A 21028-nucleotide genomic window follows, 5' to 3' on the forward strand; every position below is an offset into this window, starting at 1 on the left:
TTGATCCTCCAATTTTATGTCTGTTTTAATTTAATCCCATTTGTTTTGCGATAATTGTCTTCATGATTTCATTTGTACCTGCGTAAATTGACATGATTTGAATATCTCTGAAACGTCTAGCAATCTCGTATTCTTCCATATATCCATATCCACCATGTAATTGAAGACACTCTGAAGCTACTTTTTTACCTAAATCTGTAATCCACCATTTTGCCATTGATACTTGCTTAACAACATTTACGCCTTCCATATGCTTATAAATTAAGTCCTCAATGAAAGTACGACCAATTTCAATTTCAGTAGCCAATTCTACAAGTTTAAATTGAGTATTTTGGAACCCAGCAATTGATTTTCCAAATGCTTTTCTACTTTTCACATACTCAGTTGTCACTTTCAACATTTCTTCAGCTGAAACTAATGCTTCTAAAGCAACTACTAATCTTTCTTGCTGTAATTTTTCCATTAAGTAATAGAAGCCTTTTCCTTCTTCTCCTAATAAATTCTTTACAGGTACTTTAGCATCTTGGAAAATTAATTCAGCTGTATCTTGGCTATGAAGTCCTACTTTATTCAATTTCTTTCCTCTAGAAAACCCAACTGTATCTTTTTCGACAACTAGCAAGCTTATTCCTTTATGAGCAGGTCGAATTGTCGTATCCGTTTTAACTGCAATAATAATTAAGTCTGAATGAATACCATTCGTAATAAACGTTTTCTCACCATTAACGATATAGTAATCACCTTGTTTTACCGCAGTTGTTTTAATATTTGCTAAATCTGATCCAGCACCTGGTTCAGTCATAGCAACTGCACTAATATATTCGCCTGAAATACATTTAGGTAACCATTCCATTTTTTGCTCTTCATTTGCATAAGCAGTCAAATAAGGTACAACAATATCATTGTGTAATGCTACACCAACTAAACTTGAACCAACTTTCTCAAGTTCCTCTATAATAATGACTGAATAGCCAAAATCTACACCTAACCCGCCATACTTTTCGTCAACATAAGGACACAAAAATCCTTCATTTCCTAATTTATCCCAGAATTCTCTAGGGATCATTTTGTTTTGTTCCCACTCATCATAGAATGGTACAGCTTCTTTTTGTAAGAACTTTCTAAGAGCCGTGCGGAAGATTTCATGTTCTCTAGTTAAGTAAGAATGTTTCATAATAAGCCCCCCAAAATATTTAATCACTTCAATAAAACGCTTACAATACTCAAAATACTAAATTTTTTAAATATTACATTTGTAATAATCATATGATGTTAATTGTAATTTATCAAGGAGCAAAAAAAAAAGAACTGAATAATTCAGTTCTTTTGATTGAAGACAAACTTGTAAAAAAAAATCCAAATCAACCAATTTTAACGATAATCTTACCAAAATTATTTCCTTCACCCATACGTTTTAATGCACTAATGACATCCGTAAATTCAAATGATTGATCGATAATTGGTTTAATTTTATGTTCTTCAAAAAATGCCAACATTTGTTCAAATTCTCTTGGACTTCCCATAGTAGTCCCTCTAATATCCATATTTTTAAAGAATACTTTTGGCAAGACTGTTTGAGGAACTGGTCCATTTGTCGCACCGAATGTTACGATTCTTCCACCTTGAGCAGTCAAATCAATTAATCGATTAAATGATTCTCCACCAACTCCATCGATTGTAAGATTTACAAATCCAAAATCTTTACGGAGTTTTTTATACCAATCATTTTCACGGTAATTAAAACCAGCAGCCGCACCTATTTCAACTGCCTTTTCAATTTTTTCATTGCTACTAGATGTAACTAGTACTTTTGACCCGAATGCAACAGCAATTTGTAATGCATACAATGCAACCCCACTACCAATACCTGGAATCAATACTGTATCATTTTTTTGTAATTGACCGCGTGTAATTAATGCTCTATATGCAGTAAGTGCAGCTAATGGAATTGCTGCAGCCTCTTCCCATGACAAGTACGCAGGTTTTTTATAAACATTTTCAACTGGTAGTTTAATAAATTCAGCAAATGTACCATTAGAAGGCATTCCCAGTACAGTGAATTCATCAGAATTGATGTCGTCACGATCTCCCCAGTTTATACTTGGGTTCATGATCACTTCATCACCTACAGAAAACCCCGTTACTTCATCTCCAATAGCTTCAATAACTCCGGCACCGTCAGATCCTAAAATTCCATCTAACTTCATCCCTGGATACATACCGTGCGTTATAAAAAAGTCACGTCTATTTAATGATGCTGCCTTTAACTTAATGACTACTTCATTCGGATGAACAGTACCAATCTCAACATTTTCAAATTTTAGTGACTCTGGCCCTTTAGTGTCTCTTAAAATATAAGCTTTCAATTACATCACTCCTATTCATGAAAGAATTTAAATATGTAAAAAGACGATTAATAAATCTTACTCAATTTTTATTTTACCAAAAAAGTTTAATACGGTTTAGTAAAATGATTTAGGTAGGTAATATTGAGGGGTAAAATAGGTGGTGGATTCTGGGATTTATGTGATATAGTTTATGAGTTTTAGGTTAGAATTTTGGATTTTAATGAGTTTTTGTTTTACTTTAACGTAGTTATGTGTTTTTATATTTTTTAAATCAAATTCGGTACGTGAAATTCCTTATAGATGTGCCCCTGGTTGGAGTGCGGAAACAGATTGGATCGATATTCATAAAAAACGGGATATTATTTGCAAAGTACTTTTATTTTAGGACTAATTAAAAATATTTTTTAAAAGATTCTCTAGATTTTAAGCTTATTTGATAGTTTACACACAAATTGGAGCATCTTATTTGCAGTTTCGGACGTTTTCATTGCAATTTTAATATTTTTATTTGCACATTTGTTGATTTTAATTGCAGTTCAAATAATTTAATTGAAATTTTAACATTTTTAATTGCAGTTTTGGGTATTTTGTTTGCACTTTTGATGTTTTTATTTGCAGTTGAAAAAAACGGCAATCCAACAATAGTCCTTAATTCCAGAAAATTATCATCCTAGTTTTTCGAACGTTCTTTCCTATTGAAATAGTGGCACCTTAAACTTCTATCCTACCAAAATTAATTTCCACAGGAATAATCTACTGCGTTCAAAATAGTCGTGATTTTTTATTTTAAAATTACAAATTTTCTGATATTTTTACATTTCACATTGTCAAAAGTTGTTTTATCATCAATAAACAAGTCTCTTTATAAGTAGCGGAAATATATTCTTATTTCCTATTAAACTATTTTTTATTATATTTATATATTTTTTATTTAAAAGTTTTACTAAACAAAAAAACTCTCACCACTTTGAGAGTCGAATAAATTTTCTTAATTAGCTAGAAAAAAGATTCCTATTGCACTAGGGCCAGTGTGAACGCCGACTGCTGAACCAACTGAGTTTTCTATTATCTGTTCACTACCAATTAGATCCTTTAATTGTTTAATAAATTGTTCGGTGGAATCATCTTTTACCCCATATACAACTCCAACATTTTTACTAAATTCATCTTTTCGGATCTTCATTAATTCTAGCATTCGATTTAATGCTTTTTTTCGACCTCGTACTTTTTCAAGTGGTTTAAATTTTCCTTCGCTTACTTCCATAATCGGATTTATATTTAGCATGCCACCTAAAAATCCGGCAAACTTACCAACACGTCCACCACGTATTAAATATTGGAGGTCTTCTATCGTAAAAATATGTTGGATCTTATTTATATTGTGATTTAATTGCTTCATTAGATTCTCAAATGATTCATTCTTATTTAAGCCTTCTATTAACTCCATAACTAATACGCAAATTCCTAGTGAAACTGATCTAGTATCGATAATATGAATAGAAGCATTTGGATTATTTTCTAAAATATCTAGTTTTACTAATTGTGCAAAATTATACGTACCAGATAAGTCACCAGAACAAGTTAGATAGACACAATTTTGATCTGTACCACATGAGACTAAAGTTTGATAAATTGCATCATAGGAAGGTAAAGATGAAGTAAAGTTCTCTCCATTTTTCATTCTTTGCATTAACTCATGTGATTGTAAATTTACTCCATCAAGATACTCTTTTTCTAATTGGTCATAGACTCTTAATGGAATGACTGAAATATCGTATTTCTTCAATAGATCAGCTGGAAGATCAGATGAGCTGTCTACAATAATTTTAAGGTTCAAATTAATCACCTCTCTCTAGATTAATAATGTATTTAATCTTATTAAACAATAATCTAAATATTCAAACAACAATATTTCATTTAAGTTAATTTTATCGACAAATTTGCATTAAAAAGGGAGTACTTATCTATTTTTCGTAATTTTCATGCTTGCAATTAAAAAGAAGTATCTCATAAGTAAGTTAACTTATAAGACACTTCCTATTTTAATTATGCGTGTAATTTTTCATATTGCTCAATGTCATTTTCATATTTCATCGTAATCGCAATATCATCTAGGCCATTTAGTAACTTTTCTTTCCAAACAGGATCGATTGAAAAATCAAAGTTTCCAAATACTGTTTTAACGACTTGTTTTTCTAAATCCACTTCAATTTCTTGGTTCCCACTTAATGTAGATAATTGTGAGCGAATCTCATCATTTAAGACAATCGGGAGCATGCCATTTTTTATACAGTTATTATAGAAAATATCTGCGAAGCTACCAGCAATGATAATTGTAAATCCATAATCATTTAACGCCCAAGGTGCGTGTTCTCTAGATGAACCGCAACCAAAATTATTACCACTTATTAAGATTGAAGCATTTTTTCGATCCTCATTATTTAATGCAAAAGATTGATTAGGTGAGCGATCATCATGATATCGCCATTCATCGAATAAAAATTCTCCAAAGCCAGTTCGTTCTATTCGCTTTAAATATTGTTTTGGAATAATTTGGTCTGTGTCGATATTATCTAACATAATTGATACAGTTGTGCCTTTATGCGTACGTAACGGTTTCATTTGCTTGCTCCTTTCGAATATCAATAAAATGACCATGTACTGCAGCAGCCGCTGCCATTACCGGACTAACTAAATGTGTTCTTGCTCCTTTACCTTGTCTTCCTTCAAAGTTTCGGTTTGAAGTAGATGCACAATGTTCTCCAGCTGGTACTTGGTCTGGATTCATTGCTAGACACATCGAACAACCAGCTTCCCTCCATTCAAATCCTGCTTCTATAAAGACTTTATGTAGTCCTTTTGCCATCGCTGCATTTCGGACCTTTTTTGATCCTGGAACAACTAATGCACGCACGTCAGATTTTACTTTCTTTCCTTTTAGATAATTTGCCGCTTCCTCTAAATCTGACAATCTAGAATTTGTACATGAACCAATGAATACATGTTGAACTGGAATCTCATTAGGTGTGATTTCTGGCTTTAATCCCATATATTCATAAGCTCGTTCGTAGTTCTCATCCTTGGCTTTTGGAAGGACTTCATCAATTCTTACGCCCATTCCAGGATTTGTTCCCCACGTTACGTAAGGTGCAAGGGTTGCTACATCCACTTCGATTGTTTTATCAAATGTCGCTCCCTCTTCTGTATATAATTTCTTCCATTCTACTAATTTTTCATCATATGAATTTACTGTATATTTTCGACCTTTTAGATAATCGAAAGTTTTTTGATCAGGAGCAACTAATCCTGCTTTTGCTCCTCCCTCAATCGCCATATTACATAAAGTCATACGCTCTTCCATTGACATATTTGTAATTGCTTCACCATAAAACTCAATGACATATCCAGTTCCTATTGATACACCATAAGTTGCTAGTAAATGAAGAATGATATCTTTCGCATATACACCTTTTGGAAGCTTACCATCAAGTTTCACACCCATTGATTTCGGCTTAACTTGCCATAATGTTTGTGTTGCTAAAACATGTTCAACTTCGCTTGTTCCAATTCCAAAAGCTAAAGCACCAAATGCACCGTGGGTAGATGTATGACTATCTCCACAGACAATTGTTTTTCCTGGCTGTGTTAACCCAAGTTCTGGTCCGATTACGTGGACAATGCCTTGGTCCTCATCCGTAATATCTGCTAAAGGAATATTGAACTCCTGACAATTATTTCTTAACGTATCCATTTGTTGTTTAGCAATTAAGTCAGTGATGACTAATTGATTTTCTGTTGGTACATTATGATCCATCGTCGCAAAGGTTAATTCTGGTCTTCTTACTTTTCGATTGGATAATCTCAATCCTTCGAAAGCTTGCGGAGAAGTTACCTCATGGACTAAGTGTAAATCGATATACAAAAGCTGGGGTTTACCTACTTCACCAGTTACAACATGATTTTGCCAAAGTTTATCAAACAATGTTTGTTTCATCGAATACTCCCTCCAACTGTTTGAAATTGTAATTCCTTTACTACTTGTTCTGTAAATTCAATCGTTGAACTTTTTCCACCTAGGTCACCAGTTAAATAGCCATTATTTATTGAATTAACAATCGCATTTTCAATCGAGTTTGCTTCATCAACTAAGTTAAAATCACGAAGCATCATTGCAACAGACCTTAAAATTGCAATAGGGTTTGCCTTATTTTGTCCAGCGATATCTGGAGCGGAACCGTGAATTGGTTCATATAATGAAGGACCCTTGCCAGATCTACTTGCAGAAGGTAGCATGCCTAATGAACCAGTAATCATGGAAGCTTCATCGCTTAAAATATCCCCAAATAAATTTTCAGTAACGATTACATCAAACCTTCTTGGGTTTCGAATTAACTCCATCGCAGCTGCATCAACAAGAATATGTTCAACTTCTACTTCTGGATAGTTTGAACTTAATTCATGTACAATTTTCCGCCAAAGTTTACTAGATTCTAATACATTTGCTTTATCAACTGATGTAAGTTTTCCTTTTCTAGTTTTTGCTAGCTCAAATCCATACTTTACAATTCGTTCAATTTCTTCTCTAGTATAGGAAAGTGTATCGGTTGCTTCATTTTCATTATGGAAACGAGGTTCAGAAAAATAAATTCCACCTGTTAATTCTCGAACGACAACAAAGCTTACATTTTTTACTTGTTCAGATTTTAAAGGAGAATGATTTACAAGTTCATCATAAACATCGACTGGTCGAATGTTTGCGTATAAATTAAGTGATTTTCTTAACCTTAATAAGCCACTTTCTGGTCGTTCAACACCTTGATCCCATTTTGGTCCACCTACTGCCGCCAGTAATACGGCATCCGAATTTAAACAATTATCTAATGTTTCTTTCGGTAATGAAGTGCCTGTTTCATCGATCGCGTGACCGCCGAATAAATTTGTGGAAAAAGTAAAGTCATGTTGATAAGATTGTGCAATCTGTTCTAAAACCTGTACTGCTGAACTCATAATTTCTGGTCCGATTCCGTCTCCTGGAAGACATGCGATGTTTAATTTCATTTTAGAACCTCCTTTTTGCTCCACTTACTAATAATGTTTAATAAATCTGCATCTGTAATTTCTTTTTTCGAATCTGTCAAAGCTTTAAATTGAATAAACGCTTCGTTTATAATTTCTGTTGAAAAGTTGAATCCAAGTTCTTTTAATCGATCAGTAAAAGCATGACGCCCTGAATGTTTCCCTAATACTAATGAATTTGTAGAAAGCCCAATTAATGATGGGGGTATAATTTCATATGTTGTTGGCTCTTTTAGGACGCCATCTTGGTGAATACCTGATTCATGAGCAAATGCATTTGTACCAACAATTGCTTTATTCTTCTGGACAACCATACCTGTAAGACGACTAACAAGTTCACTTGTCTTCGTAATTTCTTGTAATCGTAAATTACTATTTTTCCGGTAAACATCTTCTCTAATATGTAGTGCAACGGCTATTTCTTCTAGTGCTGCATTTCCTGCTCTTTCCCCAATTCCATTTACGGTGCATTCAACTTGGGTTGCGCCAGCCTGTATAGCAGCTAAAGAATTCGCTACTGCCATTCCTAGGTCATCATGACAGTGACAAGAAAAAATGGCTTTATGATAAGACGGTACATTTTCTTGTAAATATTTAAATAGATCGTAATATTCTGAAGGACTCGTGTAACCGACAGTATCTGGAATATTAATCACATCTGCCCCTGCTCTAATTGCAGTCTCTGCGAATTCGGCAAGAAATGCTCGATCAGTACGACAGGCATCTTCAGCTGAAATTTGGACTTTTGGAAAAAAGGATTTTGCAAGCTGCACACAATGTTTAGCAGTTTCCAAAACTTCTAATCTCGTCATGTTTAATTTATATTTCATATGAATGTCACTTGTTGCTAGAAATATATGAAGTCTCGGTTCAGCAGCATGTTTTAACGCATCCCATGCTGTTTTAATATCTGAATCTTTTGCTCGTGAAAGGCTTGAGACGGAGACAGAACGAATCTGTCTCGCAATCTCTTGAACTCCTAAAAAGTCACCTTCTGAGGAAGCGGCAAAACCAGCCTCAATGATATCAACACCTAAAGCTTCTAGTTGTCTTGCAATTTCGAGCTTTTCAAATCGATTTAAATTAACCCCAGGAGATTGTTCGCCATCACGTAATGTTGTATCAAGAAACTGAATTTTACTCATTTTTTATTTCACCTCGACCTTTTCTTTTCTTTGGATAAATGGCATCATAGCACGAAGTTTTTCTCCAACCTCTTCAAGCTGATGTTGTTTTTCACTTTCATTAATTTCATTGAATACTGGACGACCATTTTTATTTTCGTTAATCCAGCCTTTAGCAAACGTACCATCTTGAATTTCTGCTAAAATATCTTTCATCGCTAATTTTGACTCATTCGCAACTACTCTAGGACCAGATACGAAATCACCCCACTGTGCAGTATCAGAGATTGAGTATCTCATATAGCTCATTCCGCCTTCGTACATTAAATCAACGATTAGCTTCAACTCATGTAAACACTCAAAGTATGCTACTTCTGGCTGATAACCAGCTTCTACTAATGTTTCAAATCCTGATTTTACTAAAGAAGTTACACCACCACATAGTACAGCTTGTTCTCCGAATAGATCTGTTTCAGTTTCCTCTTTGAATGTAGTTTCAAGAACTCCTGCTCTAGTAGAACCAATTCCTTCAGCGTAAGAAAGTGCTACATTTTTTGCTTCACCTGTTACATCTTGGTAAACAGCGAATAATGCTGGTACCGCTGCTCCATCGACAAAAGTACGTCGAACAAGATGTCCTGGACCTTTTGGAGCTACTAAAAATACATCAACATTTGCGGGAGGAACAATTTGATCAAAGTGAACATTAAATCCGTGTGCAAACGCAAGTGCATTACCATTTTCTAGATACGGCTCAATTTCATTTTTATATACAGTTGGTTGATGCTCATCTGGTAATAGGATCATTACTACGTCTGCTGCCTTTGAAGCCTCTGCAACTGTAGTTACATGTAGTCCGTCATTTGCTGCAGCGTCCCATGATTTACCAGGGCGACAACCAACAACTACTTTATGACCATTATCATGTAAATTTAAAGCATGCGCGTGACCTTGTGATCCATAACCAATTACTGCAATCGTTTTCCCTACTAATACATTTTCCTTCACGTCTGTACCATAATATACTTTAGCCATTTTCAAATTCCTCCAATTTTTTTATGTTTTATATTTTTATTTAATAAGAGAGTAGCTTTTGAGCATGCTCCTTATGTTTAGCAGATCTAGTAAATGCGGTTACACCTGTTCGAGCTATTTCTTTTAGTTCGAAAGGTCTTAATAATTCAATCAAAGCCTCTACCTTATCAGAAGTACCAGTTACTTGAACGACAATCTGATCACGGCTTACATCAATAACCGAGGCTCTAAATGGTTCAATTAGACTATAAATTTCATTTCTTGTAGCTGCATTTGTACTAACCTTTATTAAGGCTAGTTCTCTAGCAATAACTGATTCTTCTGTTATATCTGCTACTTTTATCACATCAATTTGCTTGTGAAGCTGTTTAATCAATTGTTCGACCTGTTGTAAATCCTCTACATGTACGACAAACGTAATTCTTGAAATATGATCTAGTTCAGTATGTCCTACAGAAATACTTTCGATATTAAAACGTCTTCTGGAGATCACTCCTGTAATTCGGTTTAGTACGCCACTGTTATTTAATACAGTTGATGTAATGACCCGTTTCATTATTTCACCCCTTCCATTTCATGAATTCCTTTACCAGGTGGAACCATTGGTGTAACGATTTCAGCTTGATGAATTCGACAATCAATTAAAACTGGTCCATCAAATTCAATTGCTTCTCTTAACTGACTTTCAACTAAATTTGGATCTGAAATTGTCATCCCTTTTATACCGTAAGCTTCAGCAAGTTTTGTGAAACTAGGTTGGCAGTCTAATAGAGAACTAGAGAAGCGGTCATTATAAAAAGCTGATTGCCACTGTCTTACCATTCCTAAAGCTGCATTATTTAAAATTAAAATTTTAACTTGTAAATTATGTTCCTTGATCATGCTCAATTCTTGCAATGTCATTTGGAATCCGGCATCACCTACAATCGCTACAACTAATTCATCAGGCTTTGCAAATTGTGCTCCGATTGCAGCTGGTAAACCAAATCCCATCGTTCCGAGTCCACCTGAAGTGATCCATTTATGTGGTTCGTCAAAAGGATAATACTGAGCTGCCCACATTTGATGTTGACCTACATCCGTGGAAATCGTCGCTTTCCCATTTGTAATCGAATGAAGTAAAGTTAAAACAGTTTGTGGTTTAATGACTTCCCTACTCGGTTCATACTGTAAAGGAAAGGCCTCTTTACGACTTTTAAGTAGCTCTAACCATTCACCATGATTTTGTTTATCTATTTTTTGTTTTAATAGAACTTTCAGAACTTCCTTAGCACATCCAACGATTGGAATATTTGTCGGAATAACTTTGTTTATTTCGGCAGGATCTATATCGATATGTGCTACAATCGCATTTTTAGCAAAATGTGCTAAATTACCCGTTAACCTATCATCAAATCTTGCTCCGATGTTAATAAGCAAATCACTTTCATACATTGCCATATTTGCTGTATAAGTTCCGTGCATGCCCCCCATTCCTAGGAATAATTCCTCATTTGCTGGAAATCCACCTAGCCCTAAAAGCGTATTAACAACTGGGATATTGAACTTTTTTATAAATTCAGTAAACTCATCAGCTGCTTTTGCATGTAATATTCCTGCTCCAGCTAATACGACTGGCTTTTTAGCTTTTTCAATTGCTCCTATTAACTTTGTAATTTGAAGATAATTTGGTTCATAAGTCGGTTGATAACCAGGTAATTGAACTTCTACTTCGTCCTTTTTCACTCCTTTTTCAACCATCATGTTTTTTGGTAGATCGATGACAACTGGACCTGGACGGCCTGTTGAAGCAATATGGAATGCTTCTTTAACGATTTGTGGGACATCTTCTACATTACGCACTTGGTAGTTATGTTTTGTAACTGGCATTGTAATTCCGATCACATCTGCTTCTTGGAAGGCATCTGTTCCGATTACATTTGTTGCAACCTGACCAGTAAAAACAACTAATGGTAATGAATCCATCATCGCATCTGCTAAACCAGTCACTACATTTGTTGCCCCTGGACCACTTGTTGCGATTACAACCCCTGGTCGACCAGTCACTCGTGCATATCCTTCTGCAGCGTGGATGGCCCCTTGTTCATGTCTTGCTAGAATGTGAGGAATATCAGCATCATAAAGTGCATCATATAATGGTAATACTGCCCCTCCAGGGTAACCAAAAATCATTTCAACATTTTCATTTTTCAAAGCATCAATTAGTAAATTTGCACCTGACAATTCTTTTGACAGAGTTCTTATCGAATGATGACTCATTTCTACATTTCCCTCCATTTTTGGATAAAATTTACCCATTTATTCGCAATAAAAAAAGCCATAACTCCACACTTCAGCAGATGCTGAAGGGGCGAAAGACTTTTCGCGGTACCACCCTTCTTCTTAGGTTAATAACCTAACTTTGGGATTTTGGCTAACCAAAATCTAGCGATAACGTGGCCAACGTTCAAGCTTACCTTACAAATGAATTCAGCTTGACACTCAAGAGTGAGTTTCATTAATCAAGGTCATCGGTTCACACCACCCACCGACTCTCTGAAGAACCTTTTCATAACTACTTTTCTCTTTCATTGCTTTTTCATATTTTTAATATTCCGCCTGTATTAGCAGAAGTCACTAACTTTGCATATCTTGCTAAATAACCCGTTTTAACTTTTGGTTCATGTAATTTATATGATGTTTTACGAGATTCTAATGTTTCGTTTGAAATTGATAATGTAATACTTCTTGATAAAAGATCGATTATGATTTCATCGCCATCTTCAATATATGCTATTGGTCCACCTTCAGCCGCTTCTGGAGAAATATGTCCAATTGCAATTCCTCTAGTAGCTCCTGAAAAACGACCATCTGTAATTAACGCAACTTTTGTTCCTAAGCCTCTTCCAACAATTGATGCAGTTGGTGCAAGCATTTCAGGCATTCCAGGTCCACCTTTTGGACCCTCATATCGAATGACAACGACATGACCCTCTTTAACGAGACCTTTGTCAATCGCTTCAACAGCTTCATCGTGTGAGTCAAAACAAATTGCTTCACCAATAAATGTTTGGATTGAAGGGTCAACACCACCTACTTTAATAACTGCTCCGTCTGGGGCTAGATTCCCATGTAAAATCGATAATCCGCCTGTTTGTGAGTAAGGATTTTCTTTTTTACGAATCACTTCACTATCGGTGATTGTAGCTTCTTGCACATTCTCGAATAAAGTTTTTCCGGTAATTGTAATGCGGTCACTATTGATTGCTCCAGGAATGGTTGTAAGTTCTTTAATAATTGCTGGCACACCACCTGCTAAATGAACATCATGCATTGAATAGTGCGAAGCAGGACTAATTTTAGATAAATAAGGTACTCTTCTAGCTACGTCATTTATATCCTTTAAATCGTATTCAACTCCAGCTTCATTTGCGATGGCCATTAAGTGTAAAACAGTATTTGTCGATCCACCCATTGCCATATCTAGTGCAAACGCATCATCAATTGCCTCTTTTGTAATAATATCTCTTGGTTTAATATCATTTTCAATACAATCCATTAGATGAAAAGCTGCATCACGGATTAATTGATGTCTGTCTTTACTAGTTGCAAGTATTGTTCCGTTATATGGTAGTGCTACACCAAGCATCTCCATAATGCAATTCATGGAATTTGCTGTGAACATTCCTGAACATGATCCACATGTAGGACATGCTGACTTTTCAATATCGAGTAATTCTTCTACACTCATTTTTCCTGATTTAAAAGCACCTACACCTTCAAATACTGAAGCAAGAGATAGAGCCTTTCCATCTTTGGATAGCCCACCTGCCATTGGTCCACCTGATACAAATACTGCTGGTACATTTGTACGAACAGCTGCCATTAGCATTCCAGGTGTGATTTTATCGCAGTTTGGCATATAAAATACTCCATCAAACCAATGTGCATTAATGACTGTTTCAGCTGCATCGGCAATGATTTCCCTACTTGGTAAAGAATACCTCATTCCGATATGTCCCATTGCGATTCCATCATCGACACCAATCGTATTAAACTCAAATGGAACTCCACCAGCATCTCGAATCGCTTGTTTTACAACATCAGCCATTTCCCTTAAATGAATATGACCTGGAACAATATCAATATATGAATTACAAATCGCTATAAATGGTTTATTAAAATCTTCCTCTTTTACACCTGCCGCTAATAATAAGCTACGATGCGGCGCACGGTCTATTCCTTTTTTGATCATGTCACTTCGCACAATTTATCACCCTTGTTTTACGTAAATTTTTTCTCCATCTTCAACTACTAATTGACGAAATGCGTTTAATAATCTTTGTGTATTTGGTCCTGGTTTTCCATCACCAATCACTCGTCCATCTACCTTAGATACGCCAATTACTTCAGCTGCTGTTCCTGTTAAGAAAACCTCATCGGCAATATAAACATCATGTCTAGTGAACAATTTTTCCTCAACTTCATAACCTAATGTGTCACCTAATTCCATAATTGCATTTCGAGTAATTCCTTCTAATGCACCTGCTGAACTTGGTGGAGTAATTAACTTATTCCCTTTTACTAAAAAGACATTATCTCCTGAACCTTCAGCTACAAAGCCTTGATCGTTTAGCATTAGTGCTTCTTGAACACCAGCTAGTTTCGCTTCAATTTTTACTAATATGTTATTTAAGTAATTTAAAGATTTAATTTGTGGATTTAATACATCACTTCGATTTCTTCTCGTTGCTACTGTTACAATTTCCATACCATTTTCGTATAGTTCTTGTGGAAACAGTGCTAGTTGTTCAGCTATGACAACTACATTTGCTCTTGGACAAGATGTTGGATCTAATCCAAGATTCCCTTCACCTCTTGAAACGACGAGTCGAATATAACCACTATGTAAATTATTTCGATTTACTGTATCAACTACAATTTGTGTTAACTCTTCTAAAGAATAAGGAATTGTTAATAAAATTGATTTTGCTGATTCATATAATCGAATGAGATGTTCTTTTAAGCGAAATACATTGCCATCATATACGCGAATCCCTTCGAATACTCCATCTCCATATAGATATCCATGATCATATACAGAAACTTTAGCATCTTGTTTTTGAACGAATTCACCATTTAAAAAAATCTGTTGCTCTGTCACGGTTAATCCTCCTCAAGAGTTAAAATATTTGTACTTACTTTATTCCAATCTACTAAATAAATCAACAAGTTTTTAGAAAATTTAAAATTCACAATTTATTCAAATGTCGTACAAATATTGGTAAATCAACAATGAAAACCTTTACATTTTTTTAAAATATTTTTTCGACAAAATTCTACCCTTGAAAAATGTTTTTAAAAGGATTATCATATGATTACTTTATACAGAATTTTCTGTAAATTAAAATCGGAGGCGAGTAAAAATGGCTACTTTACAAATTAATGGGACTGTTAACGAAATCAATGAAGTGTTGAAAGTAATGAGTAATCATTTTGACATTCAGATTAAAGACGAAAAATCCGATCAGGAGTATTCAGTAGATTTCTCTTATGAAGAATGGGAAAATGATTCTTTTGTAAGTGAGATGTTAACTGGAGCCTATAATGATTAAACATTGAAATTCTTATCGTATGATAACTAAAAGAGGGTAGCCGATTATTTAGGCAACCCTCTTTTTATTGATTGGTCTTAGGTGGTGTGAATAAGTCTTAGGGTTGTGCAAGTAAGGATTGGCCAGTGCAAATAAAGAATGAAAATCTGCAAATAAAATTAGCAAATCTGAAATTATATTTAGTGAAACTGCAATTAAATCTAGCAGAAGTGCAATTAAGATACAAAATTCCCCCTACCAGTACAGGTATTTCACCCCAAAACTGTTCATCAATTCATACTCTTTAAAGAAAACCAGCAATTTCCCACTTATTTTTATCTATCTCGAATATAAAATCGCTACTAATCTTCTAAAAAATATGAATTGTGATAGAACAGCGCCTTACGTTCAAGTGTATTACAACAAAAAAGGACCGCTTTGATCAGTTCCCCTGACCAATAAGACAGTCCATTTCGTTTATTTTAGTAAACCCTCTTCTTTCAAAAACTCTCTAGCAACACTTTCGGCAGATTTTCCACCAACATTTACTTTATAATTCATTTCTCGCATTTCATCATCCGTTATTTTATTTTTTAATTTATTTAATATAATTTCGAATTCTGGATATTTTTTAAGTGTTTCTTTTCTCAGAAGTGGTGCGCATTGATAGGGCGGGAATAAATTTTTATCATCGACTAGCACTTTCATGTTATAACTTTGGAGCTCACTATCAGTTGAATACGCATCGATTATTGAGAGATCGCCCGATTGAATTGCGTCATATCGCAATTTTGGCTCCATTGTTTTTAGGTTTGGGAATTTTAATCCATATAGTTTTTGTAATCCTAAATATCCGTCTTCACGATCCGTAAATTCTAAAGTGAAACCTGCTTTTAACTGATTTTCTACTTTGGTTGCATCTGAAATTGTTTCGATTCCAAATTGTTTCGAAATGTGATCCGGAACAGCTAATGCATACGTGTCATTAAATTTCATAGGTTCCAAATAGCTCAAATTATACTTTTTTGCTAAACCTTCAGCAGCTTGTTCATATACTGCTTTTGCATCATTACTAACAGCCTTTTCTTTCAAAAAAGTAGAAATGACCGTTCCTGTATATTCTGGATAAATATCAATATCACCTTTTTTTAATGCATTAAACACAAATGTAGTTTTACCAAAATTGGGCTTAACTTCAACGTTTAGATGCGTTTCATCCTCAATCAATAATTTATACATATTCATTATTATTTCTGGTTCAGCACCTAGTTTTCCAGCGATTACTAAGTCCGTTTTATTCCAAGATTTAATTGTTAATGGAGAAAATAATAATGCTAATAAAATAAAACTAGCAGTTATTATTCTTAATGAAAAACTCTTAAAACTCCTCTTCTCTATTAATCTTAAAATAAAATCAAATATAATTGCTAAAAGTGCTGAAGGTATTGCCCCTATAATGATTAAATTCATATCGTTTCGGTCGATTCCTAATAATATTAAACTACCTAAACCTCCAGCTCCTATTAATGCAGCGATTGTTGCCGTTCCAACAATTATGACCATCGCAGTTCGGATTCCCGCCATTATAACTGGTAATGCTAATGGTAATTCAACCTTAAAAAGTCTTTGTCTACCGTTCATCCCTAACCCAGTTGCTGCTTCTAATAGGATTGGATCTATCTCCTTAATTCCGGTATATGTATTTCGTAAGATCGGTAATAATGCATAAACACTTAATGCAAATACCGCTGGAATCTTTCCTATACCCACTAATGGTATTAAAATCCCTAACAGTGCCAAAGAAGGAATAGTTTGAATAACTGCTGTAGTTCCAATTACAAATTCAGAGAGAACTTTCTTCCTCGTTAAGTAAATTCCAACCGGGACAGCTATTATTATTGCAATAATTAGTGCAAATACTGAAATTTGAATATGCTCTAACAATGCTGTTAATAATTGCTCTTTTCTATTTGCAAGGGTCGTTGTAAATGAAGTGAGAATCATCTTATATTCCCTCCTTTACAACAGCTTTACCTCGATAATTGTCTATAAATTGTTCAACAAAAGGATTGATTGGATTAGTTAAAATTTCATCCTTCGAACCAACTTGAACTAGTTCACCATCGTGCATGATCCCGATTCGGTCTCCTAAATAAAATGCCTCGTCTAAATCATGAGTAACGAAAAGGATCGTTTTATTAATCTTAGTTTTTAATTGCTTCAGGTCCTTTTGTAATTGTAATCTTGTAATCGGATCTAATGCACTGAACGGTTCGTCCATTAATAATAAATTTGGATCCCCTGCTAATGCCCTCGCTACACCTACCCGCTGTTGTTGACCCCCAGATAACTCTGAGACTGATCTTTTACTAAATTCCAAAGGATTTAATTTTACTAATTCTAATAATTCTCGAGTGCGCTCTTTTATTTGTGCTTTGTTCCATTTTTTTAATTCTGGTACAATCGAAATATTTTCTTCAACATTCAAATGGGGAAATAGTGCAATCTGTTGTAGTACATATCCAAACTCTCTCCTCAGCTTATGTTCGTCATAATCTTTAATGTTTTTATCATTATAAAAAATTTCACCGTCAGTTGGTTTAATTAATCTATTTATTAATTTAATTGTTGTTGTTTTTCCACAGCCACTTGGGCCAATTAAAACAAAGCATTCACCTGAATGAATTGAAAAAGATAAATCCTGAACTGCACTTTTTCCATTTGAAAACTTAAAAGATATATCTTGAAATTGGATCATTCTAGTCCTCCCTTAAAAAAGCCTATAAATATATATAGTTTGAGGACAAGACTTCTTATGCTTCAAGTAATAAAAATTAGGACAAAAGAAATTTTTTTTCATTCTATATGAAAATTGTAAGAATTTTAGAAGATTTTGTAGTAAATAGGATTGTTTTTTGATAGAATGAGAAAATCATTTTTAAAAAACAACTATGTTTGAGGTGAATTATTTGAATACTTTAACAAAAAAAGAAATACTGTTTATTGGATTTATGTTATTTTCTATGTTATTTGGTGCTGGTAATTTAATTTTCCCAGCATATATCGGACAAGCAGCCGGAGAGAATGTATGGCAAGCAATTATTGGATTTATTATTTCGGATGCAGGTATTGCGATTTTAGCATTTATAGCAATAGCAAAATCCGGTGATTTTGATACGCTTGTAAGGAGAGTACATCCTATTTTTGCACTTCTCTTCCCGATGGCAATCTACTTGTCGATCGGACCTGGACTTGCAATTCCACGAGCTAGTAGTCTCGCATATGAAATGGGTGTTAAACCATTTTTATCAGAAGGTTTGGCTGTCTCACCAATAGGGCTATTAGTTTATACGATTGTGTTTTTTAGTATCGTTTATTGGTTTGCTAAATCACCTTCAAAATTAGTTGACAGATTCGGTAAAATTTTAACTCCAGCTTTACTAATCTTAATTTTAATTGTTTTTATTAAAGCCATGTTTACAGACTTATCGAGTTTTAAGGATGCATCCTTAACATACAAATCTAATCCTATTTCACAAGGAATTTTAGATGGCTATCAAACAATGGATGGGATTTGCGCATTAATCTACGGGATTGTTTTCATCAATATTTTTCAAAGATTAAATGTAACAAATCAAAAATTACAAATTAAGTATTTAATTATTTTCGGTTTAATTTGTGCATTATTATTATCGATGACTTATTTTATAATTGGCTACCTAGGTGCCTCAGCGACGATTACCGAACAAATTGACAATGGAGCAGTCGTCTTAACAACAGTTATGAATCAATTATTTGGAAATGGTGGAACGATTGTTTTAGGGCTTATTTTTACACTTGCATGTTTAAGTGTTTGTATTGGTTTAATTACATCATGTTCTCAGTATTTTAATAGTATTTTCCCTAAATTATCTTATAAAAAATGGGCAATCGTATTATGTTTTGTAAGTGGATTCGTAGCAAATTTAGGACTTACACAAATATTAAAAGTATCCGTTCCAATATTGGGCCTTTTATATCCAATGGCAATTGCTCTGATTGTTCTAGCACTTTTACACGATCAATTACCATTTAAAGGTAGACCCGTTTATTTATTAACAATTTTGTTTGTTGGAATTTATAGCTTAATCGAGATTATCAATTCATCATTTTTAAATAACGGACTAAATGAATTATTATCGATTGTTCCAATGCAAAGTAAAGGATTTGGTTGGGTAATACCTGGCTTAATCGGTTTTGTAATTGGCTGTATGATGGAGAAGTTTTTCGTTAAAGAATATACCGAAGTAAAGAATGCAGCTTAATTAAATTTTCAAAAATAAAGAGCGACTCATTAGTCTAAGCACTCACTGAGATCGCTCTTTTTAATTTTTAAAAATGTTTACTAAGGTTTTCTTTCACTAACAAAGATGGCTTTAATTCACTGATACTTTTTTGTCCGGATAAAGCCATCGTTAAATCGAAATCAGCTAAAATATTTTTCATTACTTGGACAACCCCGTTTTTACCAGCAAGAGCTAGGCCATACATATACGGTCGACCAATTAATACTGCATCAGCACCGATTGCTAATGCTTTATATACATCTGATCCCCTTCTAATACCGCTATCCATTAAGATTGGTAATCTACCTTTTAATTCACTACAAATACTCTCTAATGCATCTAAAGTACTAATTGTTCCATCAACTTGTCTTCCACCATGATTCGAAACGATAATGCCATCCATACCATATTCAAGAGCAAGCATCGCATCGTCCTTATGTAAAATTCCCTTTAATAAAATTGGTAATTTAGTTTGTTTTCGCAAAAATGCTAAATCTCCCCATGTTAATGCAGGATTACCAAAGAGTCTTGTCCACAATAGAATTGCTGACTGTGGACCTTTTTCAGGTGATTTATTTAATCGTGAGCAAAATACAGGATCCTCTAAATAGTTACCAATACCTTGCCCTTGTAAAAATGGTAAATATGCATTTTCAATATCTTTTTCTCTCCAACCCATAATCGAGGTATCAAGCGTAATAACAATTGCTTCGTAACCATTGTCTTCTGCACGTTTAATCATACTTGCTGCTATTTCCATATCACTACTACAATATAATTGATACCATTTAGGAGAATTACCTAGAACAGTTGAAACCCTTTCTAATGAGTAAGTAGATGCAGTACTAGTAATGTATGGAATATTCAATTCCGCAGCTGCTCGAGCAGCTTCAAGTTCCCCTTCTGGATGCGCAATCGACTGGACACCGATTGGAGCAAATAAAATTGGCGAATTATAAGTTTTCCCAAATAAATTTATACTAATATCACGCTCAGCCACATTACGTAACATTCGCGGTACAATTTTCCACTTATCAAATGCTAATCGATTTTCGTTCATTGAGCGCTCACTACCTGCGCCCCCAGCTATATAATAAAAAGGGCCTTCCTCTAATTGATCTTGAGCTAACTTTTCTAAATCCTCAAATCTAACAGGAATCTCACTTTTTTTCCCACCACGATACACTTGCAATTGAATATTATTTCCGAAATTCTGCATTCGAAACACATCCTTCAAAAAGTTATAACCGTTTACATATTCTAATTTGATTTAACTAACTCCTTTAATTTTCTTAATAAATCATTCGACATTTTGAATATTTATTAGAATTCTTATCCCGATTAGTACTTTAAAAATTTTTGTTTGAATTATATTACTCTATTATTATTGTTCTTATAAAAAATGAATTTTCTTACTTTAGATTGATTAAATAGGTTCTTAAATACTCTAATAGAGTGTACAAATAAGTAAGATACCCTTTTTAATATTTATGGTTAATTTAAAGAATTATAAATCGTTTAACCAATTTGATTGACTAGTTATTTAT

The 21028-nt window shown here is 34.1% G+C and carries 16 protein-coding genes, 1 pseudogene and 1 other annotated feature; of the genes and pseudogenes, 2 read left to right on the forward strand and 15 right to left on the reverse strand.

The window, feature by feature from the left end; all coding sequences use genetic code 11:
• Nucleotides 1–25 precede the first annotated feature (25 nt).
• From COJ46_RS03055 to ilvE, 12 genes and pseudogenes are all read right to left on the reverse strand, one after another.
• A complete protein-coding gene (locus COJ46_RS03055) occupies nt 26–1174 on the reverse strand; it encodes an acyl-CoA dehydrogenase family protein (protein WP_097977633.1) in 1149 nt (382 codons plus the stop codon).
• Between the two features lie 187 nt (nt 1175–1361).
• Nucleotides 1362–2366, reverse strand: coding sequence for a zinc-dependent alcohol dehydrogenase family protein (locus COJ46_RS03060; protein ID WP_097977635.1), 1005 nt, complete (start codon nt 2364–2366; stop codon nt 1362–1364).
• A gap of 970 nt (nt 2367–3336) precedes the next feature.
• Nucleotides 3337–4185: a DegV family protein gene (locus COJ46_RS03065; RefSeq protein ID WP_176522598.1), complete on the reverse strand. Its 849-nt coding sequence runs from the start codon at nt 4183–4185 to the stop codon at nt 3337–3339.
• A gap of 209 nt (nt 4186–4394) precedes the next feature.
• The gene (gene leuD / locus COJ46_RS03070) at nt 4395–4970 is read right to left on the reverse strand and encodes a 3-isopropylmalate dehydratase small subunit (protein WP_097977638.1); all 576 of its coding nucleotides are present in this window, start codon (nt 4968–4970) and stop codon (nt 4395–4397) included.
• Nucleotides 4948–6342 (reverse strand): 3-isopropylmalate dehydratase large subunit, encoded by a 1395-nt coding sequence (gene leuC, locus COJ46_RS03075; protein WP_097977640.1) that lies wholly within the window; start codon nt 6340–6342, stop codon nt 4948–4950. Before leuC ends, leuD begins: the two co-directional genes overlap by 23 nt.
• On the reverse strand, nt 6339–7406 hold the full coding sequence (leuB, locus tag COJ46_RS03080; protein ID WP_097977642.1) for a 3-isopropylmalate dehydrogenase: 1068 nt from the start codon (nt 7404–7406) through the stop codon (nt 6339–6341). Before leuB ends, leuC begins: the two co-directional genes overlap by 4 nt.
• 41 nt (nt 7407–7447) lie before the next feature.
• Nucleotides 7448–8569 (reverse strand): annotated as a pseudogene (locus tag COJ46_RS03085) (2-isopropylmalate synthase); the annotation flags it as partial.
• Between the two features lie 3 nt (nt 8570–8572).
• Entirely contained in the window at nt 8573–9583 is a 1011-nt protein-coding gene (gene ilvC, locus COJ46_RS03090) for a ketol-acid reductoisomerase (RefSeq protein ID WP_097977646.1), read from the reverse strand.
• Between the two features lie 40 nt (nt 9584–9623).
• Nucleotides 9624–10139: an acetolactate synthase small subunit gene (ilvN, locus tag COJ46_RS03095; RefSeq protein WP_097977647.1), complete on the reverse strand. Its 516-nt coding sequence runs from the start codon at nt 10137–10139 to the stop codon at nt 9624–9626.
• Nucleotides 10139–11842 carry an acetolactate synthase large subunit gene (ilvB, locus tag COJ46_RS03100; RefSeq protein WP_097977943.1) on the reverse strand — a complete coding sequence of 568 codons (1704 nt, stop codon included), beginning with the start codon at nt 11840–11842 and terminating at the stop codon, nt 10139–10141. The genes ilvN and ilvB overlap by 1 nt, the downstream gene beginning before the upstream one ends.
• Before the next feature lie 84 nt (nt 11843–11926).
• Nucleotides 11927–12163, reverse strand: a binding site (T-box leader).
• On the reverse strand, nt 12162–13829 hold the full coding sequence (gene ilvD, locus COJ46_RS03105) for a dihydroxy-acid dehydratase (protein WP_097977649.1): 1668 nt from the start codon (nt 13827–13829) through the stop codon (nt 12162–12164). Its footprint overlaps the feature before it by 2 nt.
• A gap of 6 nt (nt 13830–13835) precedes the next feature.
• Entirely contained in the window at nt 13836–14726 is an 891-nt protein-coding gene (gene ilvE, locus COJ46_RS03110) for a branched-chain-amino-acid transaminase (RefSeq protein WP_056477125.1), read from the reverse strand.
• 262 nt (nt 14727–14988) lie between these two features.
• Here ilvE and COJ46_RS03115 point away from each other — a divergent pair, with 262 nt between their 5' ends.
• Nucleotides 14989–15177: a hypothetical protein gene (locus tag COJ46_RS03115; protein WP_056477121.1), complete on the forward strand. Its 189-nt coding sequence runs from the start codon at nt 14989–14991 to the stop codon at nt 15175–15177.
• Between the two features lie 456 nt (nt 15178–15633).
• Here the strand turns inward: COJ46_RS03115 and COJ46_RS03120 are convergent, their stop codons facing one another.
• Nucleotides 15634–17160, reverse strand: coding sequence for an ABC transporter permease/substrate-binding protein (locus COJ46_RS03120; RefSeq protein WP_097977651.1), 1527 nt, complete (start codon nt 17158–17160; stop codon nt 15634–15636).
• Between the two features lies 1 nt (nt 17161).
• Complete coding sequence (locus COJ46_RS03125; RefSeq protein ID WP_098565691.1) at nt 17162–17914, reverse strand: ABC transporter ATP-binding protein; 753 nt, start codon at nt 17912–17914, stop codon at nt 17162–17164.
• Between the two features lie 211 nt (nt 17915–18125).
• Between COJ46_RS03125 and brnQ the strand changes: the two genes are divergently transcribed.
• Nucleotides 18126–19460 (forward strand): branched-chain amino acid transport system II carrier protein, encoded by a 1335-nt coding sequence (gene brnQ, locus COJ46_RS03130; protein ID WP_097977655.1) that lies wholly within the window; start codon nt 18126–18128, stop codon nt 19458–19460.
• Nucleotides 19461–19527: 67 nt separating this feature from the next.
• Here the strand turns inward: brnQ and COJ46_RS03135 are convergent, their stop codons facing one another.
• Complete coding sequence (locus tag COJ46_RS03135) at nt 19528–20700, reverse strand: alpha-hydroxy-acid oxidizing protein (protein WP_097977656.1); 1173 nt, start codon at nt 20698–20700, stop codon at nt 19528–19530.
• Nucleotides 20701–21028 lie beyond the last annotated feature (328 nt).

The sequence above is a fragment of the Bacillus sp. AFS077874 genome, assembly GCF_002566505.1.
GTDB lineage: Bacteria > Bacillota > Bacilli > Bacillales > Bacillaceae_G > Gottfriedia.

Excerpts from the sequence above, each read along its gene's own strand:
- COJ46_RS03055 (WP_097977633.1), bottom strand. The coding sequence starts at position 1,174 with ATGAAACATTCTTACTTAACTAGAGAACATGAAATCTTCCGCACGGCT.
- leuD (WP_097977638.1), bottom strand. The coding sequence starts at position 4,970 with ATGAAACCGTTACGTACGCATAAAGGCACAACTGTATCAATTATGTTA.
- leuC (WP_097977640.1), bottom strand. The coding sequence starts at position 6,342 with ATGAAACAAACATTGTTTGATAAACTTTGGCAAAATCATGTTGTAACT.
- leuB (WP_097977642.1), bottom strand. The coding sequence starts at position 7,406 with ATGAAATTAAACATCGCATGTCTTCCAGGAGACGGAATCGGACCAGAA.
- ilvC (WP_097977646.1), bottom strand. The coding sequence starts at position 9,583 with ATGGCTAAAGTATATTATGGTACAGACGTGAAGGAAAATGTATTAGTA.
- ilvN (WP_097977647.1), bottom strand. The coding sequence starts at position 10,139 with ATGAAACGGGTCATTACATCAACTGTATTAAATAACAGTGGCGTACTA.
- ilvB (WP_097977943.1), bottom strand. The coding sequence starts at position 11,842 with ATGAGTCATCATTCGATAAGAACTCTGTCAAAAGAATTGTCAGGTGCA.
- COJ46_RS03115 (WP_056477121.1), top strand. The coding sequence starts at position 14,989 with ATGGCTACTTTACAAATTAATGGGACTGTTAACGAAATCAATGAAGTG.
- COJ46_RS03120 (WP_097977651.1), bottom strand. The coding sequence starts at position 17,160 with ATGATTCTCACTTCATTTACAACGACCCTTGCAAATAGAAAAGAGCAA.
- COJ46_RS03125 (WP_098565691.1), bottom strand. The coding sequence starts at position 17,914 with ATGATCCAATTTCAAGATATATCTTTTAAGTTTTCAAATGGAAAAAGT.
- COJ46_RS03135 (WP_097977656.1), bottom strand. The coding sequence starts at position 20,700 with ATGCAGAATTTCGGAAATAATATTCAATTGCAAGTGTATCGTGGTGGG.